This window comes from Picosynechococcus sp. PCC 11901 (assembly GCF_005577135.1).
Lineage (GTDB): Bacteria > Cyanobacteriota > Cyanobacteriia > Cyanobacteriales > MRBY01 > MRBY01.
Map to the genome: position 1 here is coordinate 2,924,963 of NZ_CP040360.1, position 21,251 is coordinate 2,946,213.

15 protein-coding genes are annotated in these 21,251 nt (G+C 48.3%); 7 read left to right on the plus strand and 8 right to left on the minus strand.

Annotation, left to right across the window (positions count from 1 at the left end):
• Window positions 1-32: 32 nt before the first annotated feature.
• Window positions 33-6,125: a DUF11 domain-containing protein gene (locus FEK30_RS15115; RefSeq protein ID WP_138073633.1), complete on the plus strand. Its 6,093-nt coding sequence runs from the start codon at window positions 33-35 to the stop codon at window positions 6,123-6,125.
• A 66-nt stretch (window positions 6,126-6,191) separates the two neighbouring features.
• Here the strand turns inward: FEK30_RS15115 and FEK30_RS15120 are convergent, their stop codons facing one another.
• Window positions 6,192-6,722 (minus strand): tetratricopeptide repeat protein, encoded by a 531-nt coding sequence (locus FEK30_RS15120; protein ID WP_012307776.1) that lies wholly within the window; start codon window positions 6,720-6,722, stop codon window positions 6,192-6,194.
• Window positions 6,723-7,035: 313 nt separating this feature from the next.
• Complete coding sequence (locus FEK30_RS15125) at window positions 7,036-7,614, minus strand: hypothetical protein (RefSeq protein ID WP_138073634.1); 579 nt, start codon at window positions 7,612-7,614, stop codon at window positions 7,036-7,038.
• A gap of 610 nt (window positions 7,615-8,224) precedes the next feature.
• On the opposite strand from FEK30_RS15125, the gene FEK30_RS15130 reads away from it, so the two are divergent.
• Window positions 8,225-10,897, plus strand: a complete 2,673-nt coding sequence (locus FEK30_RS15130; protein WP_138073635.1) for a hypothetical protein — start codon at window positions 8,225-8,227, stop codon at window positions 10,895-10,897.
• Window positions 10,898-10,917: 20 nt separating this feature from the next.
• Here FEK30_RS15130 and FEK30_RS15135 read toward each other — a convergent pair whose 3' ends face one another.
• The 3 genes from FEK30_RS15135 to rpmI form a co-directional block, all read right to left on the minus strand.
• Window positions 10,918-11,700, minus strand: coding sequence for a transporter substrate-binding domain-containing protein (locus FEK30_RS15135; RefSeq protein WP_138073636.1), 783 nt, complete (start codon window positions 11,698-11,700; stop codon window positions 10,918-10,920).
• 99 nt (window positions 11,701-11,799) lie between these two features.
• A complete protein-coding gene (rplT, locus tag FEK30_RS15140) occupies window positions 11,800-12,150 on the minus strand; it encodes a 50S ribosomal protein L20 (protein WP_012307780.1) in 351 nt (116 codons plus the stop codon).
• A 78-nt stretch (window positions 12,151-12,228) separates the two neighbouring features.
• On the minus strand, window positions 12,229-12,432 hold the full coding sequence (gene rpmI, locus FEK30_RS15145; protein WP_065711104.1) for a 50S ribosomal protein L35: 204 nt from the start codon (window positions 12,430-12,432) through the stop codon (window positions 12,229-12,231).
• A gap of 284 nt (window positions 12,433-12,716) precedes the next feature.
• Between rpmI and FEK30_RS15150 the strand changes: the two genes are divergently transcribed.
• The 4 genes from FEK30_RS15150 (at window position 12,717) to FEK30_RS15165 (ending at window position 15,705) form a co-directional block, all read left to right on the plus strand.
• Window positions 12,717-13,469: an ABC transporter permease gene (locus FEK30_RS15150; protein ID WP_315862722.1), complete on the plus strand. Its 753-nt coding sequence runs from the start codon at window positions 12,717-12,719 to the stop codon at window positions 13,467-13,469.
• A 4-nt stretch (window positions 13,470-13,473) separates the two neighbouring features.
• Complete coding sequence (locus FEK30_RS15155; protein ID WP_012307783.1) at window positions 13,474-13,923, plus strand: hypothetical protein; 450 nt, start codon at window positions 13,474-13,476, stop codon at window positions 13,921-13,923.
• Between the two features lie 69 nt (window positions 13,924-13,992).
• Complete coding sequence (locus FEK30_RS15160; RefSeq protein WP_030006592.1) at window positions 13,993-14,691, plus strand: C40 family peptidase; 699 nt, start codon at window positions 13,993-13,995, stop codon at window positions 14,689-14,691.
• Between the two features lie 9 nt (window positions 14,692-14,700).
• A complete protein-coding gene (locus FEK30_RS15165; protein WP_065711106.1) occupies window positions 14,701-15,705 on the plus strand; it encodes a glycosyltransferase family 2 protein in 1,005 nt (334 codons plus the stop codon).
• A 67-nt stretch (window positions 15,706-15,772) separates the two neighbouring features.
• Here the strand turns inward: FEK30_RS15165 and FEK30_RS15170 are convergent, their stop codons facing one another.
• Both FEK30_RS15170 and FEK30_RS15175 read right to left on the minus strand, forming a co-directional pair.
• Complete coding sequence (locus FEK30_RS15170; protein ID WP_138073638.1) at window positions 15,773-16,948, minus strand: TRC40/GET3/ArsA family transport-energizing ATPase; 1,176 nt, start codon at window positions 16,946-16,948, stop codon at window positions 15,773-15,775.
• Window positions 16,949-17,150: 202 nt separating this feature from the next.
• Window positions 17,151-18,356, minus strand: coding sequence for an aspartate aminotransferase (locus tag FEK30_RS15175; RefSeq protein ID WP_138073639.1), 1,206 nt, complete (start codon window positions 18,354-18,356; stop codon window positions 17,151-17,153).
• Between the two features lie 135 nt (window positions 18,357-18,491).
• Here FEK30_RS15175 and FEK30_RS15180 point away from each other — a divergent pair, with 135 nt between their 5' ends.
• Complete coding sequence (locus FEK30_RS15180) at window positions 18,492-20,222, plus strand: ABC transporter ATP-binding protein (RefSeq protein WP_138073640.1); 1,731 nt, start codon at window positions 18,492-18,494, stop codon at window positions 20,220-20,222.
• Here the strand turns inward: FEK30_RS15180 and FEK30_RS15185 are convergent.
• The gene (locus FEK30_RS15185) at window positions 20,219-21,220 is read right to left on the minus strand and encodes a zinc-dependent alcohol dehydrogenase family protein (protein ID WP_138073641.1); all 1,002 of its coding nucleotides are present in this window, start codon (window positions 21,218-21,220) and stop codon (window positions 20,219-20,221) included. The genes FEK30_RS15180 and FEK30_RS15185 overlap by 4 nt on opposite strands.
• Window positions 21,221-21,251 lie beyond the last annotated feature (31 nt).

Genomic DNA, 21,251 nt, shown 5'->3' on the forward strand with positions numbered 1-21,251 from the left:
TATTCTCATCGCAATACCCTCCTTAAAACTCCATGGCAAAGAGTACCAATTTCCAAAAAAATCTTAAAGTAATGTGCTTTAAATCTCTTATTAAAGTACTATTACTGCCCCTATCCTTTCTTGTTGCCATAGGAGATTTTTGCCGATTTGTAGTTTTGAAAAAAAATCCCAAAGAACAACCTCTTCAAAATTCTTTCCCTACCAATCCAGTTCGGAAAAAAACACAAAAAAGAAAACATCAAACCCAGCGCTTTCTATTTAATTTTTTCGTTACATTAATCCTGACCATCCAACTATCTGGCTTACATCTTTTATTCCACATACAGCCGGCGATCGCCTCTGGCCCCCTGAGTATTGAACCCCTCACCTGGGATATCATCGGCCTAGATAGTAATAATCCCAATGATGGTCCCGACAAATTTCTCGTGGGCGCCAGGGTTTGCAACCTCAGTACTACGACAGCAGCCCAAAACCTCAGAATTCGCTTTGTTCGCGAAGGTGCTTTTAATCCTCTTATCAGTGTGAGCACCACAGGACTTTACAAAGATCAATGGCTTGTGCCGAGCCTGCCTCCATCAACTACAAGTACACCCCCCCTAAACCATCACCAACAAACAAGCAGGCCCAAAAACTGCTTCGATGCCTACTATGTTTTGACCTTAACTCGTACTTCGGATATTTATAATCGAGTCCAACGTTACCGTATTGAAGCTTTCGCTGATAACGCCGCCACTGTCGATACCAATAGTTACCCCGATCCTTACCAAGGCACTATTAATGAGTACGATACAGGGCACCCCCGCCAGATTTATATCGAAAAAATTCTTTCCCAAGCTCGTAATAGTGTGACTGGTTTCACTCAACTCGCTCCCACAACGGCGGCCAGTATTTTTGGGATCAATGCCAATGATCTTGATACTGCGAGTGGTGGTGGTAGCAGCTACAGTGTGGAAGTGGGCGGAACCTATGCCTTTGAGCTCACTACTCGAACCGCAACGGCCTATCCCCAGTTAACCGTCAGTTCCGACTTTCCCAATGCTGTCTTTCAAATCCTTGATGTCCAGACAGACTACAGTAACGTTGGCGGCAACCCTGACAATTCCAGTATCTATGCCAATGCCTGTGGCTGGATTAGTGACCCCACAGTGACAGGATATTTGGCAAGTTCTAGCGTATGTGAGTACGAAACAGTAGCCCTAAATGGTACCCCAGACCAATATCCAAGCACTGCCGGCAAGGTGGGTAACACCGTTAGAACGCGCTATCTCTTCAAGATTCTTGGGGGCAATGGTAACTACACAATTAACCACCTGATCCTTGATTTTTCTGGTGGTAGCTTTCACTACAATGGCGGCTTTGGGTCAGGTCTTGGGGTTGTCGATTTTAATGTCACAAACCCTAGCGCTGATTTAGTAATCAACAAAAGCCATATTGGCAACTTTACACCGGGAGACAACATCTATACTTTCCAAGTGACCAACAATGGCTTGAATACAGCCCGTAGTGATCTTGTTATCACAGACACATTACCCCAAGGTTTTATTTTCAATCCTTCCAATTCCAACATTGGCGTAGAAAGTCAATCAGGGACGATTGTCGGTTGGACTTGTATCGGTGCAGGAACACGTAATATCACCTGTGCCAATCCTAATGACTTAGCAAATGGAGGAGTAACAACCTTAAGTATCCGTGTTAATGTTGCTGAAACTGCCGCAGCGAATACCTTTAACCAAGCAACAGTAAGTAGTCCAACCACCGATCCTAATCTTGCCAACAATACAGATATTGACCCCACGAGCATTATCCAAGCCACAAATCTGAAACTCACAAAAGCAGATAGTAGTCCTGATGCGGCCGCAAATCCAGCCAGTAATAATGCCCCGGTGGTTCTCTCTGGATCTCCGATTACCTATACCTTCACTGTACAAAATCAGAGTAGCCTAACAGCGGCAGCGCCAGTGATCATTACCGATACGCTACCGGAGGGACTTACTTTTAGCTTGGCTGATAATCCGAATATTCCTACGGTCTGGAATTGTACGATCGATGGTCAAAATCTAACCTGTACCTACGTTTCTGGTACTAATCCTATCCCTTTACCCGGCAATACAACTGCGACGGCTTTACCCTTGGTTTTTCGGGCAAATGGTGGTGTGATTACTTCGGGTACTAGCGCCGTTGTCAGAAACACAGCGACCGTTACCAGTGCCACGACAGAAGCAAATAGCAGTGATAACACCAGCAGCGATGATTTTCTGATTACATTGCCAGTTTCTGATTTGACGATTACAAAAAATGATTTTGAGGCAGCTTTTACTTACAATCTTTCTGGTCAAACTTATACCGGAGAAAATTTAACCTATGAAATCGCTGTAAGAAATAATGGCGTTGCACCAACTGTCGGCCCCATCGCCATCACTGAAACTTTGCCGAACAGCAATAACAATATTATTGAATTAGCTTCAACAACCTTTGCTGGAGTAGGGCCAGATGGTTCAGTTATTAACTGGACTTGTAACCAAGGGATTAATAATCCAGTTTTACCCGCAAGTGGAACAACTTGTGCTGTTGGCAATAGCGGACTTTTTACATTTGTCTATCCTGGAACTTTAAATCCTGGTCAGACTGCAACATTGCGCCTAATTGTGCGAGGAAGACAGACAAATACAGTCCCAGGGACGAGTACTGCGCTGATTAATACGGTTGGAGTTTATAGCGCTAATGACGGGGTAACACAATCAAAGACAGCAACTGAATCTACACCTGTTTTGATTGGTAATAATGACAAATACAACATTGGGATTCGGAAGCAATTAACTCAGATTAACGGAGTCACTCCAAGTCCTGCTTGTACTTTATCTGGTGGAACTAGCAATTATGGAACCACCGAAAGCTGTACGGCGACAGTAAGCCCCGGCAATCCCATTCAATATACTGTTACGGTCGCTAATAATAATAACGGTGGGCCAAATGGTGTTAATGTGGCTATTTCAGACTTTATCCCGCCTGAAATTAACATAACGGGGGTAACTTGTTCTGCAACTGGTAGCCAGGGCCAAACCTTAACAGTCTGTGATAATCAAGTTGCTAATTCAGGGCGTACAAGTCCCATAGCCGTCAATTTTAATTTAGTGCCTAATACTAATCCCCCAAGATATCAAGTTGATAAAACAGCTTTTTTAAACAAAAATACGGGGATTGTTACTTATACATTCACTGGCAGCATTAAAACTCTAGCTCAATTACAAGCATTAGGTATTGTCAACAGCAATATTGTTAACCGAGTTAGCGCACCGAAGACTGATGGAACTTTTGTTGATACAGATTCAAATGATAATCTTTCTTCTACTTCGATTCGTTTAAATGTTACTGATCTGAGTATTACCAAAACAGATGCAGTGGATGGAACAACAGATCCTGGTACGACGAATTTCACGACTGGAGGAGAAGGTGTTTATACTCTGAGGGTGAACAATCTGGGCACTAATGCTACGGTTGATGACATCAATGTGGTAGATGATGTGCCGGATCGTTTTCAAGTACTTGAGGCATCTGGAACAAACTGGAATTGCCTGGTTGAAAATCCAACCCCTGCTAATCCTATTAGTAATCCGGCAGCAGATAGCATTAATAACAATATTGTGCGTTGCGCTCGTAGTACGGCTATGGCGGCTGGTACTTCTAGTACGATCAGGATTCGTGTCAAGCCCATTGCTACTTGGATTCCCGCCGGAACCGAAACGTTACCACTTAGTTTTAATAATATTGCCCAGGTCACAACAACGGGGGATACGAATACGGCGAATAATGGTTATGCACCAGGTACAACGACTGGATTAGCAGAATTTTTTGGCTATGAACAAACTCTAGTTGTGGCACCAAATTTCGATCTCAAGGTTACGAAAAGTGTCCCTGGCGGTAGCTTTGCTATTGGACAGACGTCTTCTTATCGGTTGGATATTCTTAACAATGGCCCAACGGAGGCGATCGCCTCGACGACAAATCCGATTACTGTAACGGATACCTTGCCGACAGGTTTTACTTTTATTTCCGGCACCGGATCCGGTTGGACTTGTAATGCTTCCGGTCAAAATGTGACTTGTACGCGAAGCAGCAACCTCGCAGCAGGCGCAACAACATCGATTAACCTAAATGTTTTCGTCGATGGTACTGCCACTAATCCCACTTCAAATACTGCGCAAGTAAACCTAACAGGAGAACCCAGCGCCAATATTGTTTTAAATGATAATAATTCCAATAGTCGAAATCGTCATACCATCTCAACAGCCGTTCAACAGGCCGCAGACCTCAGCATCACTAAAACATTAATTTCGACGATCACAAATACCTCTCCCCCCCCAGAAACTATTCCTGGTTTAGTTGCCGGAGAACAAGCAGTCTACGAACTAGAAATAACGAATAATGGCCTTTCTAATATTTCTGATGGCGAAGCGATCACTGTTATAGATAATTTGCCAAGCAACTTGAATTTTGTTTCCGGTTCTGGCGATGGCTTTAGTTGTAATGCCTCTGGTCAAGCTATTACTTGCACGAAAACTAACGGCCTAACAGTCGGCCAAAACGCTACGATCACTTTAGTTGTCAATGTAAATAGCGCCGCCACTGGCACTATTACGAATTTAGCTAGCGTCGATGCTGCGACCACTCCAGATCCCAACCCCAATAATGACAATAGTAGTACAACAGATCCTGTACAAACCCGCAACCTTGATTTGGCGCTCACCAAAAGCCACCTGGCTAGTAGCTTTGCCATTGGTCACCAAGGAACCTATAGCTTAGAAGTGAAAAATGTCGGCAATATCACCATTACAAATCCGATCACCATTACAGACACGCTTCCTCTGGAGTTGTCCTATAACAGTGCAGTTGGTCAGGGCTGGAGCTGTAGTGTTACAACCCAAGGAAATACCAGTACCCAAGAGGTCGTCACTTGCATAAGTAATGATGATTTGGCCCCCGGTCAAACAAATACCGTTGATATTGTTGTAGATATCGGCCCAACTACACCAACAGGGACTAATTCCATCACCAACAGTGCCATCGTCACAACGCCGGGAGATGCTGATACGAATAATAACACTGACACCGATCCCACCAGTATTACAGGCAGTGCAGATCTGTCTGTTGACAAAGCTCATAGCGGCAATTTCACAAAAGAAGCCCAAGGAGTTTATACATTGACCGTAAAAAATGAAAGCGCCAGTACAGCCGACGCAACAGGGATACAGTTAATCGATCAGTTGCCTGATGGTCTTTATTATGTTTCGGGCACAGGCACAGATTGGACTTGTCCGCTTGTGAGCTTTACCGCCCCAGCCCCCGAAGATCTGAGGGATATTGAATGCAGTTACAACGGAACCCTTACCCCAGGAGCCACGGCACCAACCTTGACGATTACGGTGTATGTCCAAGACACCGCCCCCAGTACTCTCGAAAATTTTGTTACAGTCTTTGGCGATCAACCCGATCCCAATGACGACAATAATACGGATTTAGACCGGACAACGATTACTGATGGTGTTGCTAACGCTCCTGATTTAATTCTTGTAAAACGTATTACTGCGGTTATCAGCGAAAACAATACTACAAATTACACTGTGTATAGGGATGATACGAGTAGTGACAGTACCGCAGCTAATGATAATGCGCCGTTTTGGCCTGGTTATAGTGCGGGCAATCAAAGTAACACCTTCACAGTGGGAGAGTTAGGCCTTGAGGCTAAACCGAATGATACAGTTGAATACACTATTTATTTCCTCAATCAAGGCAATGCCCCGGCCAGCAATATCAAAATTTGCGATCGCCTATCCCAATACTTAGATTATTCGCCAGATGCTTACGGTTCATCTATGGGTATTAAACTGAACTTTAACAACAGTGAAACCAATTTAACGGGCGTTGCTGATGTTGATGCGGGACAATTTTTCGGCCCTGACCTTACCCCTAGCGGATGTATTCGTCCAGACAACCTACAACCCATGACCGCCGCCGATAATCCAAATGGAACCCTGAGAGTTGAGCTAGCTAATGTTGACCCCGCGACTAGCCCTGCGACTCCAGCTAATTCCTATGGCTATATCCGCTTCCGGGCTCGTGTGAAATAATTCAGCCGCCAAAAAAGGCCCCAGCACATCCTTCTCTGGGGAAGGTGGCCGAAGGCCGGAAGAGGTCTAAGGAGAAACAAACCGTTTGCGGAGTGATTCGGCCCGTTTTTTCGCTGTTTTATTCTCTGGTTCTGCTTTTAGGGCAAGTTCATAGGTTTCCAGGGCTTTCGCTGTCATTTGCTTTTTTTCGTACACATTGGCCAGATTGTTTAAAGCTGTGACGTAATCCGGGACTTCCTTTAGGGCTGCTTTGTACTGGCGAATGGCGAGGTCGTATTGTTCCTGGGCAAAATAAGCATAGCCGAGGGCGTTATATACTAATGCCTGATTTTCTGGTTCCAACTCGTCTTCTACCTTCAGTGCTTTTTGGAGCAGTTGGGCCGCCTGGACGTAGAGTTTTTTGTCGAGATAGAGACTACCGAGTTCGTAATATTCTTTGGCAGTGCCAGAGCCTTGCTTGAGTTTGGTTTGTAGCTTAGAAAAGGTGTTTTCAACGCGGCGGGTCTTAATAACTTGACGGAATAGAAAAAAGGCTAATCCCCCTAGCAGAGCAACGAGGATAGACAGATAAAAGATTGGCAGAAACTCTTGATCCATAATAGGAAATGATTGATAGCAGGTTTTATAAAAAATTTTTATTGTTCCCTAAGTCTGCTGCGGCAAAATCAACAGAAACCTAAGCCCTGCTAGTGTATCAGGTCTTTAGGGGCGTCCCCAATGATTGATACGTTCCGTTAACCATCCGCTGCTTTGCCGTGGTTTCTTGTTGGGTTTGGCTGAGGCTTTGGTAATACAACTATAGATCTTAGTGAAAAGCACAAAAAAAGGTGCATTACCCTTAAGCAATACACCTTATCTGATTAGTTTCAAATTCCTATAGACTTAATTTGTCTAGGATCACTATCAGAGATTAATTTAGCGGGGAGAGACCGTTGCCATCTACAAAGATAACTGTACCAGTATCAGGATCGAAAACGACAAAGCTGCCACCACCACCGGCAAGAGCGTTAGCCTGTGGAGTACTCAAGTTGTCGTCGTTGCCACCAAACAAGACAGAGTTCGGTGCTACGTTGTTTGCATTAAGCGCTTCAGAAGAGGCAATACTGTTAACTTCGATGTCGCTACCTCCACCAAGAGCATAGGCTTCATTTGTCACAGAGCCTGGAGTAGTTACAGTTACCGTAGCAATATTACCTGTGTCAGTAGTAATACCACTGCTTGGATCAGTAACAACATTTTCGCGAACTGGTGTACCGTTATTTAAAACAGGCGTTTCAGTGCTGGTTCCTTCTAAGATTTGGCTACGGACGGCGACAGCGGCGGAATCCTTACCAACAGCGGCAGCAACAGACAAGCTTTCGACATTACCATTGGCGCGGAAAGTGGCAGCGGCACCAGCGGCAATCCCACCTTGACCAGCTTGGGCAGTGGAAACGAGACCGAGGGAGAGCGCACTAGCGGCGGCTAAAGCAAAAGAAAATTTTTTCATGGATTTAGGATATTTCCAAGTTGAGTTGATTGTTTTGTCATGCCTAGCAGTGACCTAGTTAATAGGAAAAAATCACTGCTAGTTCTGAAGACGTAAGTATATGAGAAGAAGAGCGAACAACAAGGGATAAAGTATCTAAAAGCCATCACGACTTTTAGCATTTAATCTTGTCCTGTTAGACAATATACCCATTTATCATAAAAATACAACAGCATTTGAGCTTTGTGTTCACATCTTAAATTTTTGTCTTTCCCAAAAAAATGATTTCTTGCTGTGAGTCCATCTAAGATATTGCTTTTTTCAGCAAATTTAGCTATCTTCTGGCGAGAGACATCATTGATACTGTTGTTTCGATAAGGTCATCTTGTCGATAACTCAAATTTAACATTGTGAAATAATATCGAGTAATCTCTGCCTTGAATTTTATCGATTGGCACAGCAGAATGGTGTTGAGCTAAAAGCAAAGCCCAACTTCAGGCCCAGTTGTATTGCGCCGTGCTACTTTTGTGTTCCTGTTGTAGATCTTTATAGTGACCATCTATTTTTTACAATCCACAGCAAAATGACCTTGCCTAGATCTCGCCCCATTCTCCGTAGTCTTCTTTGTGCGATGGCCTCCACTCCCTTCGCCACCCTCGCCACCGCAATGGAAGCGACTAATGTCAGCGTTGATAATTCCCTTGAGCAGGTCAATTTATCCCCCACTTCTGCACCAGAAGCCCAAGCAGTCCAGTCTCCAGCAGAAGTTTCAACCGTAGTTCAGAATACTGTCCCTGGGCCTAATCCAAAGCAGCAACTCATTGCCCGCGCCCCTGCCACCACAGCACAAGATGAATCAAAGCCATCAGCCGCAGCTCCTCCAACAGAACAACTAATTGCCCAAGTCCCTACCACAGGTAGCTCTGGAGCCCCAGCAACAGGTCTCTCGTCGGCTGAGTTAATCCAGTTAGCCCAGCTCCTTTCGCAGCTCGGCGATCTCTCCGCACTCCAAGAGCAACTCAGCAATATCCAACAAGAGTTGAGTGAAATTCGATCGGTGGTTCGTGATCTCCAACAGGAGAGTGTCATTAACTCTCAGGCCCCCCCTCGCTTATCTGAACCAATACAGCAGCAAGAGAGGGTTGCGACGAATCAAGAAAATTCGCGTCCTGTAGCAACATCGTCACCAGTTCCTAGTACAGAAGCCAGCACAGAAACAGACAGTGACGTCGCGCAAATTCCTGTTCCAACGCCAGATCCAACTTTAGAAGAAGAGACACCAGCCCCTGAGACTGACGGTCTTCTTCAAAAAATGCCTCTCAATCGTGTTAATCCCTTAATCACGACACAAAATCTGGATGGAACACCGATTTCTCATTTTTCCGATTGGGAAATTGCCGCATCTGGCCTCCTGTCCGATTCCACAACGAGCGATGTGAATGTAGACGGCTTTGCTCGGCTGGATTCTGACATTTTCCAAGGAACAACCGCTGATAATGTGGCGGTGACAGATTTTCGGGGAACTTACGTACGCCTGCGATCTGCCGCCCAAGACCGGGAAGTGGAAACTGAGATTGATCAGCCTGTAACTCTGGGGGGCTATTTATACCAGTTCACCCTCACAGGAGGATGCGACATTCTTGATCCCGGAGGAGGAAACAGTGACGAGACTTGTAGTTTTTTACCCCCAGTTGCCTTCGATCCCCAAAGCTATGACCCAGATACCCTTCTTCCTAGTCGGCTCCTAGATTCGGGTATTGCTTTTGGTGGGGTCGTTTCAGAAGAAAACTTAGCCTTTATCAAGCAACCTGGTTTCCAACGGGGATTACCCGGTCAAGAAGTCGGTATTGAACTAAACGTACCCAATTCTGGAATTGTTGCCGTTGGCCCAGAGACAGGTCGCCAGGGCCAAACCATTCGTCGCGAAAATTTAGATAATACCTACAGTGTTGGAATTGCCAATGTACGGCAAGTGCTCAAGCAAAATGACCAGGAAGCCGTTTTAGGGCGAACAGTACGCGGGTTTGCAGCGATTCCCAACGATGAAGATTTTGGCCTCGATAGTGCAGTGCAGCTAGCAACCTTACTCTTGCCGGATGTTGACCCAGCCCTAGAAGGGGGAGATGCACCACCAAATCCGAATGTTAACGCTAACTTGTTTAGCGCTGCGAACAATTCTCGCTTACCTGCCAATAGCTTCACGGCTTATCAAGGGAGTGTTTCCCGTGCAGAAAGCGTTACGGATCTAAGTACTCCGCCAGAGGATATTCCCGCAGCAACCTCGAACAGTTTTTGGGTCGGTCTTTCTCCTGTGGTTGATCGTGAGATTGAAATCTTAGAAGATGGCAGTCGTTTTAAGGATTTTAGTGGGCCGCGTCTGGTGGCAGCCGCTTATGGTGAAGGGGGAGCCACAGATGCAGATAATCTGAGTGCTCAAGTAGCAGCGACATTACTCAACGAGGTTGGTGGTGTTGATCAGCAGCTATTATTGGACTTTGATGATATTCAGGATGCCTATACTCAAATTGGCTTGGCCTTTTTTGAGCGGGATGCAACACAAATCATCAAAACTCGCTACAGTGAGCGAACAAATTATGTGCCTCACCTTAGCTTTACAGGCAACCGCACAGATAATCGCAACCGGACTCGTTACTATCTAGGAGCTTTAATTGATTACACAGCCGAAGATACCCAAGATTGGCTCAAGGCCTATGTCGGAGGGGATTATCGCTATCAAAATGTGAATGCTGGGGTGCGCGCAGAAGTGGGTGGTATTGGCTACCTCAATCCTGATAAAGACTACTACAGTCGTCTCTGGGGCAATGTTGCAAAAACTTTTTCGGCAAATAATGGCAATTCGTTTACTTTAGCGGCAGGCTTGGATTACGCGATTGACCAAGATCAGCAGATTGGCGATATTTTTGTGGGTTCGACCGGGAGTCGAGCAACGGTAAGTGCGGCGGCCCGACTTGGGGGAGTGACTTTATCGGCAGATCAAAACTTCGGTGGTCTTTTGCCCAACTCTGATGAAAGTAACTTGACGCTCAGATTAGGAACTCAATTAGGAGATAACTTCTCTCTGTCTGGTTATTACACACCTTTTGATGAGGATACTGTGGTTGCTAGATATGGTGTGAACGCAGGGATTAAATTTGGATCTTTTTACAATAGTCCCAGCTTAGTCTTTGGTTGGAGTCAGGACGAGTATAAGTTTGCCACAGGAAAATTTACGGATGATCGTTTCACGGTCTCCTTTAGCACGGGTCAGCCTAATGCTCCTTTTGTGACGGGCACTCGCCGCTAGTTACTTTTGAGACTAAGTTGCTATTGGGGTAGACCCCAATAATTGATACGTTCCGTTAACCAATTGCTATTTTGCCAATCGGTTACTGTTTTCTGGAGGGCTTGACTCAGGCTTTGGTGTTGTCTTCCCTTGGGAAAGGCGATCGCCAAAGGATTTCCCGTGAGCCAAGCGGGGAGGAGTTGATATTCTGGATATTCTTGTACCCAACCCGTGAGGACGGAATGATCCCCTGCAAAGAGGGCGGTTTCGTTATTTTCGAGGTAATTTAACGCCTCTTGGTAAGAGTTGACGCCAACAAGAGTGACTCCAGGAAAATAGGCCCGCACGGCGGCGATCGCCTCGGAACCTTCGAGGACAACGACCCGTTGATCATTGATTTGATTTAGGGATTGGATCTCGCGATCCCGTGTCACGAAGCCAATCCCATCGAGGTAATAGTAGGGACTAAAATTCACGAGCCGTTGACGGGAAGCATTGAGACCGAGTTGGGCAATGACGAGATCCACTTCCCCGGTCAGCACCGCATCGAGGCGTTCCTGGTTGGTGAGGGGAATCAATTCTACTGCTTGGCGATCGCCTAATAATTCCGCCGCCAGTTGGTGCGCAATATCGATTTCCAAGCCCTGTAAATTTCCTGCTTCATCCCGAAATCCCAAGGGCCGCACATTGTCCTTGACCGCGACCCGGAGGATTCCTCGTGCTTGGAGGGTTTCGAGGGGGGTGGCTTGGGTTAAAGATGTTGACCCGAAAAAGAAGCTAGCGGCGATCGCCAATCCATATCCAAATACTCCACCGCGCGCCATGACTTCCCCCTAACAAAAAAACCCCAGAATGGCTACTCTGGGGGCTAATTCAATTCTTCACTTTTAATAATGCCACAACCGACGAAATGGTGTTACTGTCTAGGCACTTTTTGCCACTTCAACCACCTGGGCAAAGGCTTGGGGGTCAACAACAGCCAGTTCAGCCAGCATCTTCCGGTTGATCTCAATGTTCGCTTTTTTGAGTTGGTGGGTCAGTTTGCTGTAGCTCAGACCATTCAACCGAGCTGCGGCATTAACCCGCACGATCCACAGACGACGAAAATCACGCTTTTTCTTGCGGCGATCGCGGTAGGCATTCCGGAGTGCCTTCATGACCTGCTGGTTTGCAGTGCGGAAGAGCTTGGAGTGGGAACCCCGGAAACCTTTCGCTAACTTAAGGATTTTTTTACGACGCTTACGGGCGACGTTACCGCGCTTTACTCTTGGCATAAACTTTACCTATATATAATTTAAGTAATAAAACTCTCGATTTTTCAGAAACCAGACAGTTTCTACCGTTCGCTGTCTCTAGGCGTAGGGAAGCATCAGACGAACATTTTTCTCATCGCTCTTGTCCACGAGGGCCATCCCAGACAGACGACGACGCTTCTGTTCTGAACTCTTATGGTTCAAAAGGTGATTCTTAAACGCTTTGCGACGGGCGATTTTCTTGCCGCTGCCAGTCAGCTTAAATCGTTTCGCAGCTGCACGGCGAGTCTTTAATTTAGGCATATAAGTTTCTATAAATCGACACAGCTTACAATAATACCTCGTTTATGCCAAATCCTTCAAGGCCCATGGCAGTTTGATTTGGTTTACGAATCTAGCCCCGAATCATTAGCTACCTAAATGATGAACCCTAGCAAGTTCGCCTAAAATTCGATAATGTGAAGCGATGTAAAGTTGTCCTAAAAAGCACCGTGACTAACCTAGAAGCCGTCTCCGATCAAGTCCGTACCACCACGACCCCACCGCCTCGTCAACGCTCTGAACTAGCTCATCTTTGGGGTGATACCCTGGGTGTTTTTTGGGGGGACTGGTTAAAGTTGCGGGTGCGCCTCAAACAGGTGGCAGCAACGGGCCTGGTTTCGCCACTCATCTACATTTTGGCCTTTGGTCTGGGACTCGGTAGTGCCCTAGATCAAGCGATTACTCCCCCCGCCGGGGATACTTACCTAGAATTTATCTTGCCGGGGATGGTTGCCCTGTCTTCGATGACCATTAGTTTCGGGGGGACAACCTTCTCGATCTGTGGCGATCGCCTCTACAGCAAAACCTTTGAAGAATTGCTCCTGTTGCCTGTCCATCCCCTCGCTTTACACCTAGGGAAAATGATGGCTGGCATCCTGCGGGGACTGATGACGGCGGGGTCGGTGCTGATTGTGGCAGTCCTCTTTACGGGCAAAGTTTTTAGCTTTATCAATCCTCTGTTCATTCTGTTGCTGCTGTTGAACTGCGCTGTGTTTGCGGGGTTAGGGGTGATTGTCGGTCTACGGGTCAAATCCCTGGAAAGTGTGGGGATTTTTAATAATTTCTTGATTGTGCCGATGTCCTTTTTGGGGGCGACCTTTTTCGACCCGGAAACTTTACCCCGTCTGTTCCGGGCGATTGTCTATTGCATCCCGCTGACCTACACCACCACCGGACTGCGGGCGGCGGCCTATTTGCCCCTTTCGGAATTTCCCTGGCACGCGATTCCCATTTTGGCAGGGGTGGCGATCGCCCTAGCCTTTGTCGGTGCTTACCAATTTTCCCACCAGCGGGATTAAAACCATGACCTGGCAAACGGTGACGGGCTTGCTTACACGGGGTCATCAAGTGGCTTCGGGGCAAGCGAAAAATAGTCCCTACGAAGCGGGTACCATTGCGCTGCAAACACCTCATTTTCGTAACCTGGGCCTAGATTTATCTGGTTATTTTCCGGGTACTCTCAATATTTCCATTGCGCCCAAAACCTTTACTCTGATTCAACCCCGTTATACGTTCACAAATCTGCAATGGCACCCGGATTTTTCCCCAGAGACCTTTTCTTTTAGTCCCTGTTACATTGAGCACCGCCAGCAGCGGTATGATGGCCTAATTTATTACCCGCACCCCGAAACGAAACTGGGCCATTTCCAAGCGCCTGCCACCCTCGAAGTCCTTGCTCCCCTGATTCTGGATCTCACCTATGGCGATCGCCTCCAATTATCGCTGCACCGGGCCGAGGTCAGGATAGAATAGGCGGCAAAGACGGCTGCACCGTTGATTTCTCTCCTCCCGCATCCATCCCCCCTAACCCCTTTGAAATCTATGCAACTGTCCCCTTCTCCCAGTGGTGAATACTTTTGCCTGCAAACCCTCGATCTATATGACGACGCCGAATGTCAGTCCCTCGGTACCCAAGCTGCCGCTGGTCGTCGGGTGCAAATGCTCAATAAAGAAACAGACCAGGCTGTGCGGGTGATGACCGTCGAAGATGGCTATTGTACTTGGCTCAAAAAAGCAGATTTACAACACCTCGAAGTCGCCGAAGAACCCTACGAATTTGTCCCGGTTGATCGCCCGGAAATCGAAGCGCGCATGGAAAATATTTTGATCTTTGCCCACGCTGCGAAACGAGTGAGTAATACCTATCTATGGGGGGGCACCACCGCGCCGAATTATGATTGTTCTGGGTTTATCCAGGCGGCCTATGCTTCCCAGGGGATTTGGTTACCGCGCAACTCCTATCAACAGGGGGATTTCGTGGAGCCTATCTCCCAAGAAGAACTGGAACTCGGCGATTTGATTTTCTTTGCCAAAGAGCAACGCATTGATCACGTCGCCCTGTACCTCGGAGAAGGCTATTATATCCATAGCTCCGGCATCGAGATGGGCCGCAATGGCATTGGCATCGATCGCCTCTGGGAGCCGTGGGACATGATTAGTCGCGCCTACCACCAGACCCTCTGTGGCTTTGGTCGTGTCATGGAAAGTTACGCCCCACCGTCCTTAGCCTGTCAAATTTAACCACCATTGATGTCTAGCCCAGCCCCGATTACCGAAGCGCCTGCCACCACCCAAACCCTATCGATTGTGGTGCCCATCTACAACGAAGTGGAAAGTCTGCCGCACCTGATCCAGGCGATCGCCTCGGTGATGCAAGCCCACAACTATGCCTACGAAATTATCTGTGTGGACGATGGCTCGAAGGATGGCTCCACGGCACTCTTAAAAAAATTAGCCACCGAACGGGAAGATCTACGGGCAATTATTTTGCGGCGTAACTACGGCCAAACTCCAGCAATGGCAGCGGGATTCCAACACGCCCAAGGGGAGATCATTATTTCCCTAGATGCAGATTTACAAAATGATCCGGCGGATATCCCCAACCTGCTCCAAAAAATGAACGAAGGTTATGATCTCGTCAGCGGTTGGCGCAAGGAACGACAGGATAACCAGTGGACGCGGCTTCTCCCTTCAAAAATTGCCAATGCCCTGATCCGTCGGGTAACGGGGGTCAATCTCCATGATTATGGCTGTTCCCTCAAGGCTTACCGGACGGAAATTTTGGCAGATCTGAATCTCTATGGGGAATTGCACCGCTTCATCCCCGCCCTAGCGTTTATTGAAGGGGCGACTATTTCTGAAATTCCCGTGCGGCACCATGCCCGCCAGTTTGGCAGCAGTAAATACGGCCTAGACCGGACGTTTCGGGTGCTGCTGGATTTGCTGACGGTGTGGTTTATGAAAAAATTCCTCACCCGCCCGATGCACGTTTTTGGCTACCTCGGCATTATTTTTATGCTCGTCGGCTTTATTTTGGGGGGCTATTTATCGTTCCTCAAGCTCTTTTTGGGCCAAGCGATTGGCGATCGCCCTTTGTTGCTCCTGGTAGCGATCCTTTTATTAGCCGGGGTGCAACTCTTTGGCTTTGGCCTCCTGGGAGAACTGCTGATCCGCACCTACCACGAATCCCAGGGGCGGCCCATTTACCGGGTTCGTTCGATTGTCGGGCAGTCTAAACATTTTGCCTCTCACTAAAAAAACTCTCCATTCCAGAGACAGAACAGAGAGTTGAGTGATTTTTATTTAAAAAATCCTGGGCAATCTAGGCCGCAAACTTAATCTTCAGGAAATCTTCCTCTATCTTTGCCCCAGAGGGTTTCAGGGCAGCAAGAGCTTGGGGTAAGACTAAATTCCGGCGGTGGTTGCCGATGCGAATATTCAGTTCATCACCCGTTTTATTGAGCTGGATCTGTTCCTTGGGAATGCCGGGAAGGTAAAGTTCGAGGCTGTAACCGCCATCCCCTTGGATCATCCGCACCGTATCTTCTTTGTAATAGACCTGGGTCGGATCTTCCTCGCCATAAAGGGTTTCCTTGAGTCGTTCGAGGGCCGCCAAACCGCATAATTCCTCCTGGTAGAGGGGCACTTCCTTCACGGGCAGAGGGTGGAAATTGTCGTGAATTTCTTGCTTATAGGTCTGTTGATTGTCTTTCCAGTTGGCAAAAAACGGATCATTCACACTGTCGGGGATAATCCGGTTGGCCACCACCATATCTGTCGAAACGTTGTACAAACTCAGGTAAGCATGGGCGCGGAGAGATTCTTTAATCACCATTCGCTCTGGATTCGTCACGAGGCGCACGGAAGTAACGGTGTTATCCGTCAGCACTTTTTCGAGGGCTTCGATCTGCTCATAAAATTCATAGGGCGCATCCATTACTTCTTTGTTAGGCAACGAAAAACCCGTGAGGGGCTTCCAAATGGGTTCAACGAGGGGACGCAAGGCCACAGACATTCCCTGGAGGGGCTTATAGAAACGGCGCATATACCAGCCGCCCACTTCCGGCAGACTCAATAAACGTAAAGCTGTGCCTGTAGGGGCCGAGTCGATGATTAAAACATCATAGGTGCCTTCGTCGTAGTGGCGTTTCATGCGCACCAGGCCAAAAATTTCATCCATGCCCGGCAGAATTGCGAGTTCTTCTGCTTGAACACCATCAAGGCCGCGCGCTTGCAAAACTTCGGTAATGTAGCGTTTCACTGCGCCCCAGTTGCCTTCCAGCTCCCGCAGGGCATCGAGTTCTGCGCCCCAGAGGTTTGGTTTCACTTCGATGGGGTCGTGGCCAAGCTCTATATCAAAACTATCGGCGAGGGAGTGGGCGGGATCGGTACTGAGCACTAGGGTACGATAGCCCAACTCGGCACAGCGGAGTCCTGTAGCTGCTGCGACAGAGGTTTTGCCGACGCCTCCTTTTCCCGTCATTAAAATTACGCGCATGGTTGCGTTTGTCCTTTGCTGAGAGGTTTTTACATTTCTTTACTGATTATCTCCCATTGCCTTGGGTTTTCGCTATGGCTGGCTTTTTGGGGAAAGGCGATCAAGGGAAAAAGGCGATCGCCTTTATCAGAAACAGTATGGCAACAAAAAATCCCCAACTTTTCTAAAAAATTGAGGATGCATCCTAGAAAATATTATGAATCTAGTGGTTATCTGGTGCAGACATATCAAAGCGAATGCCCGCTTTTTTCCAGAGGCTAATGGCATAACGGAGTCGATCCACGGGCGCAATCAAACTCATCCGTACATAACCTTCCCCACCAGCCCCAAAGGCACTGCCTGGAGTCACAACAACCCCGGTAGTTCGCAACACATAAAGCGCAAAGTCCGTGGAATTCATACTCGGCGGACAGGGAACCCAGAGATACATCGTCGCTTTGGAAGGTTTAATATTCCAGCCAATTTCCCCCAGGGCTTCGATCAGCGCATCACGCCGTTCCCGATAGCGTTCCTGCACCCCTTGGATATAACTGTCTGGTAGTCCCAATGCTGCTTCAGCGGCCTTTTGAATCGCGGAGAAAATGCCGTAGTCCAAGTTGGTTTTGAGGGTGCGTAGACCTTGGATGATGTCTGCGTTGCCCACCACAAACCCGACGCGCCAACCGGCCATATTGTAGGTTTTGGAGAGAGTATGGAATTCGACGCCGATCTCGTTCCCTCCAGGAATTTCGAGCAAGCTGGTGGGCTTGTAACCGTCAAAGGAAAGCTCGGCGTAACACAGGTCATGGACGAGCATTACCTGATACTTGTGCGCCCACGCCACCACTTCCTCAAAGAAAGACCGGGGGGCTGTGGCGGTGGTGGGGTTGCTGGGATAGTTGAAGTAGAGAATTTTGGCTTTTTTTGCCACTTCTTCCGGGATGCTGCTGAGATCAATCACCCAATCCTGTTCCGGCTTGAGGATAATTTCGTGGATCTTGGCCCCGGCAATTAATGGGCCGCGAAAATGAGCCGGGTAAGCGGGACTCGGCACCAATACCGTATCTCCCGGATTCACGTAGGCGAGGGCCAGGTGAGCAAGACCTTCTTTCGATCCCAACAGAGGCAGAGCTTCACTGTCGGGATTGAGTTCAACGGCATAGCGGCGTTTGTACCAAGTGGCGATCGCCTTACGAAAGCTCGCAGTACCCTCAAAGGGCGGATACCCGTGAAATTGGGCCGTCTCAAAGGCGGCGATCGCCGCATCAATGGCTTCTTGTGGGGCGAACCCATCTGGATTACCCATCCCCAAGTCAATTAAATCAATACCCTGTTCCCGTGCCCTTGCTTTCAGCTCATCTAACCGGGCAAACACATAGGGCGGTAAAGCACTGAGACGATCTGCTCTCGTAATCCAATCTACACTCATCGAAGCCGGAAAAAATAGATAAAGGTATAGCCTATCATCATCGCACCGATAGTCCCCAGGATGTATTTTTCCTTAAAGAATTGCCGCCGAATTCGCTTACCATGGGTCTGCCCACCCTTTTAAAGACCTATTCCCTTGAAACCCCGTCCCCGTTCTAGCTATTTCCAGTTATTGCCCTATCTCAAGGCCGAGCGGCTCACCATTGGCCAAGCCCTCATTTGTACCGTCGGCTTCACCGTCTTTTGGCCGATTTTGGCGATCCTGGCGGGTGATATGGCCAATGACATTGGTGCGGGGAATATCCAGGGCATCGTCAACTTAGCAGGCCAGGCGGCGATCATCTTTCTCATCCGAGGGGCGGTGCAATACGGCCAAGATACCCTAATGGCCAAGGCCGCCCTAAAAATTGCCCTCCAACTCCGCACCCAGGTCTATGGCCACCTCCATCGTCTCAGTTTGAATTACTTTGAGGGGACAAAAACCGGCGATCTCTCCTACCGTCTAACCGAGGATGTAGACCGAGTTGGGGAAGTAATTAACAAAATTTTCCATCAATTTGTGCCTAGCATCCTCCAGTTAATCGTGGTGCTGGGCTATATGTTCTATGTCAACTGGCAACTCACCCTGGCAGCTTTGATCATTGGGCCATTGATGGCGATTTTGATTGGTTCCTTTGGGGAGAAACTTCTGGATTTTTCCCGCCGCAGCCAAACCCGCACCTCCAACCTTTCCTCTCTATTAACTGAAGTGTTTAATGGGATTCGTCTTGTGCAAGCCTTTGCCGCTGAAGATTATGAGTTGCAACGGTTCACCGAGGAAGCCGAACAAAACCGTCGCGCTAAGTTCCGCACTGCCCAGATTAAAGCCTTGCAATTTGTCGTGGTGGGTTTCCTGGAAGCGATGGCGGTGATTTTCCTGTTTTTCTTGGGGGGCTGGCAGATTGCCCAGGAAAATTTAACGGCGGCGGAATTCGTCAGTTATGTGGCCGCAGTGGCCTTGCTGATTGACCCGATCCAAATTACCACCAGCAATTTCAACGAGTTTAAGGAAGGGGAAGCCTCCGTTGACCGGGTATTTGAACTGATGGCCGTGCAGCCAACGGTTTTAGAAGCAGCCGACGCCCAGGTATTGCCCGCTGTGACGGGGAAAGTAGACTATCAGAATGTTTCCTTTGCCTACGAAGCAGATAAGCCCGTTTTAAAAAATATCAATTTGACAGTGCAACCGGGAGAAATGATCGCTTTAGTGGGGTCGTCGGGGGCGGGCAAAACGACCTTAGTCAATTTATTACCTCGTTTTTATAATCCGGTGGCCGGAAGAATTTTTATTGATGGCATTGATACCAGCACCGTCACCCTCAAAAGTTTGCGCCAGCAGATCGGCATTGTCCCCCAGGAAACGGTACTTTTTTCCGGAACGATCGCCCAAAATATTGCTTTCGGTCAAACGGAATTTAGCTTAGAACAGGTGGAGGCGGCGGCCAAAATTGCCAATGCCCACCAATTTATCTCGGAATTTTCCCAGGGCTACCACACCTATGTGGGGGAACGGGGTGTTAATCTCTCTGGTGGTCAACGGCAACGGGTGGCGATCGCCAGGGCTGTTTTACTCAATCCCCGCATTTTAATTTTGGATGAGGCCACCTCTGCCCTCGATGCGGAGTCGGAAGCCCTGGTGCAGGAAGCCTTGGAACGGATTATGCAAGACCGCACCGTGTTTGTAATTGCCCACCGCCTCGCCACTGTCCGCAGCAGCGATCGCATTATCGTTTTAGACCAAGGGGAAATTGTTGAATCGGGCACCCACGAGGAGTTGCTCGCCCACCAAGGTCGCTATGCTCAATTCCATGCCCAACAGTTTGCCTAAATGGTAAGGGCAATTTTTCCTGTGGTAGAACCCTGTTCGATGATTTGGTGGGCTTTTGCCGCTTCAGTCAGGGGAAAGGTTTGGCCTAGGTGAAGATTGAGTTTCCCGGCCTCAAACCATTGGGTACATTGCTGCAGAATCTCGGCCTGGTGCATTTGGGCCGCCACATCCCCGGTAAGCATGGGCGTTAGCATCAATTCCAAGCTAATCCGTAAATTTTTAAAGCGTGCTTGTTTAAGATTGCCAAGCTGAAAATCTGGTTCCAGGATCGTCACTAAATCCCCGTAGGTTTTCACCGCTGGCACTGTCTCCCAAAAGACTTGACCGCCGACAGTATCAAAGGCCACATCGACCCCAGCCCCATCGGTTAACTTGTGTACTGTTTCGGCCACATCCACGTCGCGGTACAAAATTGCTTCATCGGCGCCATATTGCCGGGCCAACCGCGCTTTGTCGGGGGTACTCACTGTGGTAAAGACCGTTGCGCCCCACAGTTTTGCCAGTTGAATTGCCACATGGCCCACGCCACCCGCCCCGGCATGGATCAGTACTGTTTGGCCAGACTGCAACCGGGCGCGATCGCCTAAAGCTTCCCAGGCCGTGAGCAAGACGAGGGGAGCTGCTGCTGCCGCCGCAAAGGATAAATTTTCTGGTTTTTTCGCAATAAATCGGGCATCGACCACCGCATATTCGGCGTAATTTCCGGTGCCTGCTTTCCCCAATCCGCCATCGCAGAAATAGACAGCATCACCCACGGCAAAATTTTCGACATCACGGCCCGCCGCCTCAATTATCCCGGCCCCGTCACAACCGAGAATTGCCGGGAGGGGATCATCGTAAAACGTGCCTCGACTACGGACTTTTGTATCAATGGGATTCACCCCCGCCGCCTGGAGTTTCACAAGGACTTGCTGGGGGGTTGTGATCTGCGGTTGCGGCACCTCAATAAGCTGGAGGACATCGGGGCGCCCCGCTGCGGTCATGGCGATCGCCTTCATTGCGGATTTTTAAACACTAAACTGCGATTTC

Bases quoted from the DNA above. Each gene is read 5' to 3' on its own strand.
- FEK30_RS15155 (WP_012307783.1), top strand. From the start codon at position 13,474: ATGACCTGGCAAACGGTGACGGGCTTGCTTACACGGGGTCATCAAGTG.
- FEK30_RS15185 (WP_138073641.1), bottom strand. From the start codon at position 21,220: ATGAAGGCGATCGCCATGACCGCAGCGGGGCGCCCCGATGTCCTCCAG.
- FEK30_RS15125 (WP_138073634.1), bottom strand. From the start codon at position 7,614: ATGAAAAAATTTTCTTTTGCTTTAGCCGCCGCTAGTGCGCTCTCCCTC.
- FEK30_RS15175 (WP_138073639.1), bottom strand. From the start codon at position 18,356: ATGAGTGTAGATTGGATTACGAGAGCAGATCGTCTCAGTGCTTTACCG.
- FEK30_RS15135 (WP_138073636.1), bottom strand. From the start codon at position 11,700: ATGGCGCGCGGTGGAGTATTTGGATATGGATTGGCGATCGCCGCTAGC.
- rplT (WP_012307780.1), bottom strand. From the start codon at position 12,150: ATGCCAAGAGTAAAGCGCGGTAACGTCGCCCGTAAGCGTCGTAAAAAA.
- FEK30_RS15120 (WP_012307776.1), bottom strand. From the start codon at position 6,722: ATGGATCAAGAGTTTCTGCCAATCTTTTATCTGTCTATCCTCGTTGCT.
- FEK30_RS15165 (WP_065711106.1), top strand. From the start codon at position 14,701: ATGTCTAGCCCAGCCCCGATTACCGAAGCGCCTGCCACCACCCAAACC.
- FEK30_RS15130 (WP_138073635.1), top strand. From the start codon at position 8,225: ATGGCCTCCACTCCCTTCGCCACCCTCGCCACCGCAATGGAAGCGACT.
- FEK30_RS15160 (WP_030006592.1), top strand. From the start codon at position 13,993: ATGCAACTGTCCCCTTCTCCCAGTGGTGAATACTTTTGCCTGCAAACC.
- FEK30_RS15170 (WP_138073638.1), bottom strand. From the start codon at position 16,948: ATGCGCGTAATTTTAATGACGGGAAAAGGAGGCGTCGGCAAAACCTCT.
- rpmI (WP_065711104.1), bottom strand. From the start codon at position 12,432: ATGCCTAAATTAAAGACTCGCCGTGCAGCTGCGAAACGATTTAAGCTG.
- FEK30_RS15115 (WP_138073633.1), top strand. From the start codon at position 33: ATGGCAAAGAGTACCAATTTCCAAAAAAATCTTAAAGTAATGTGCTTT.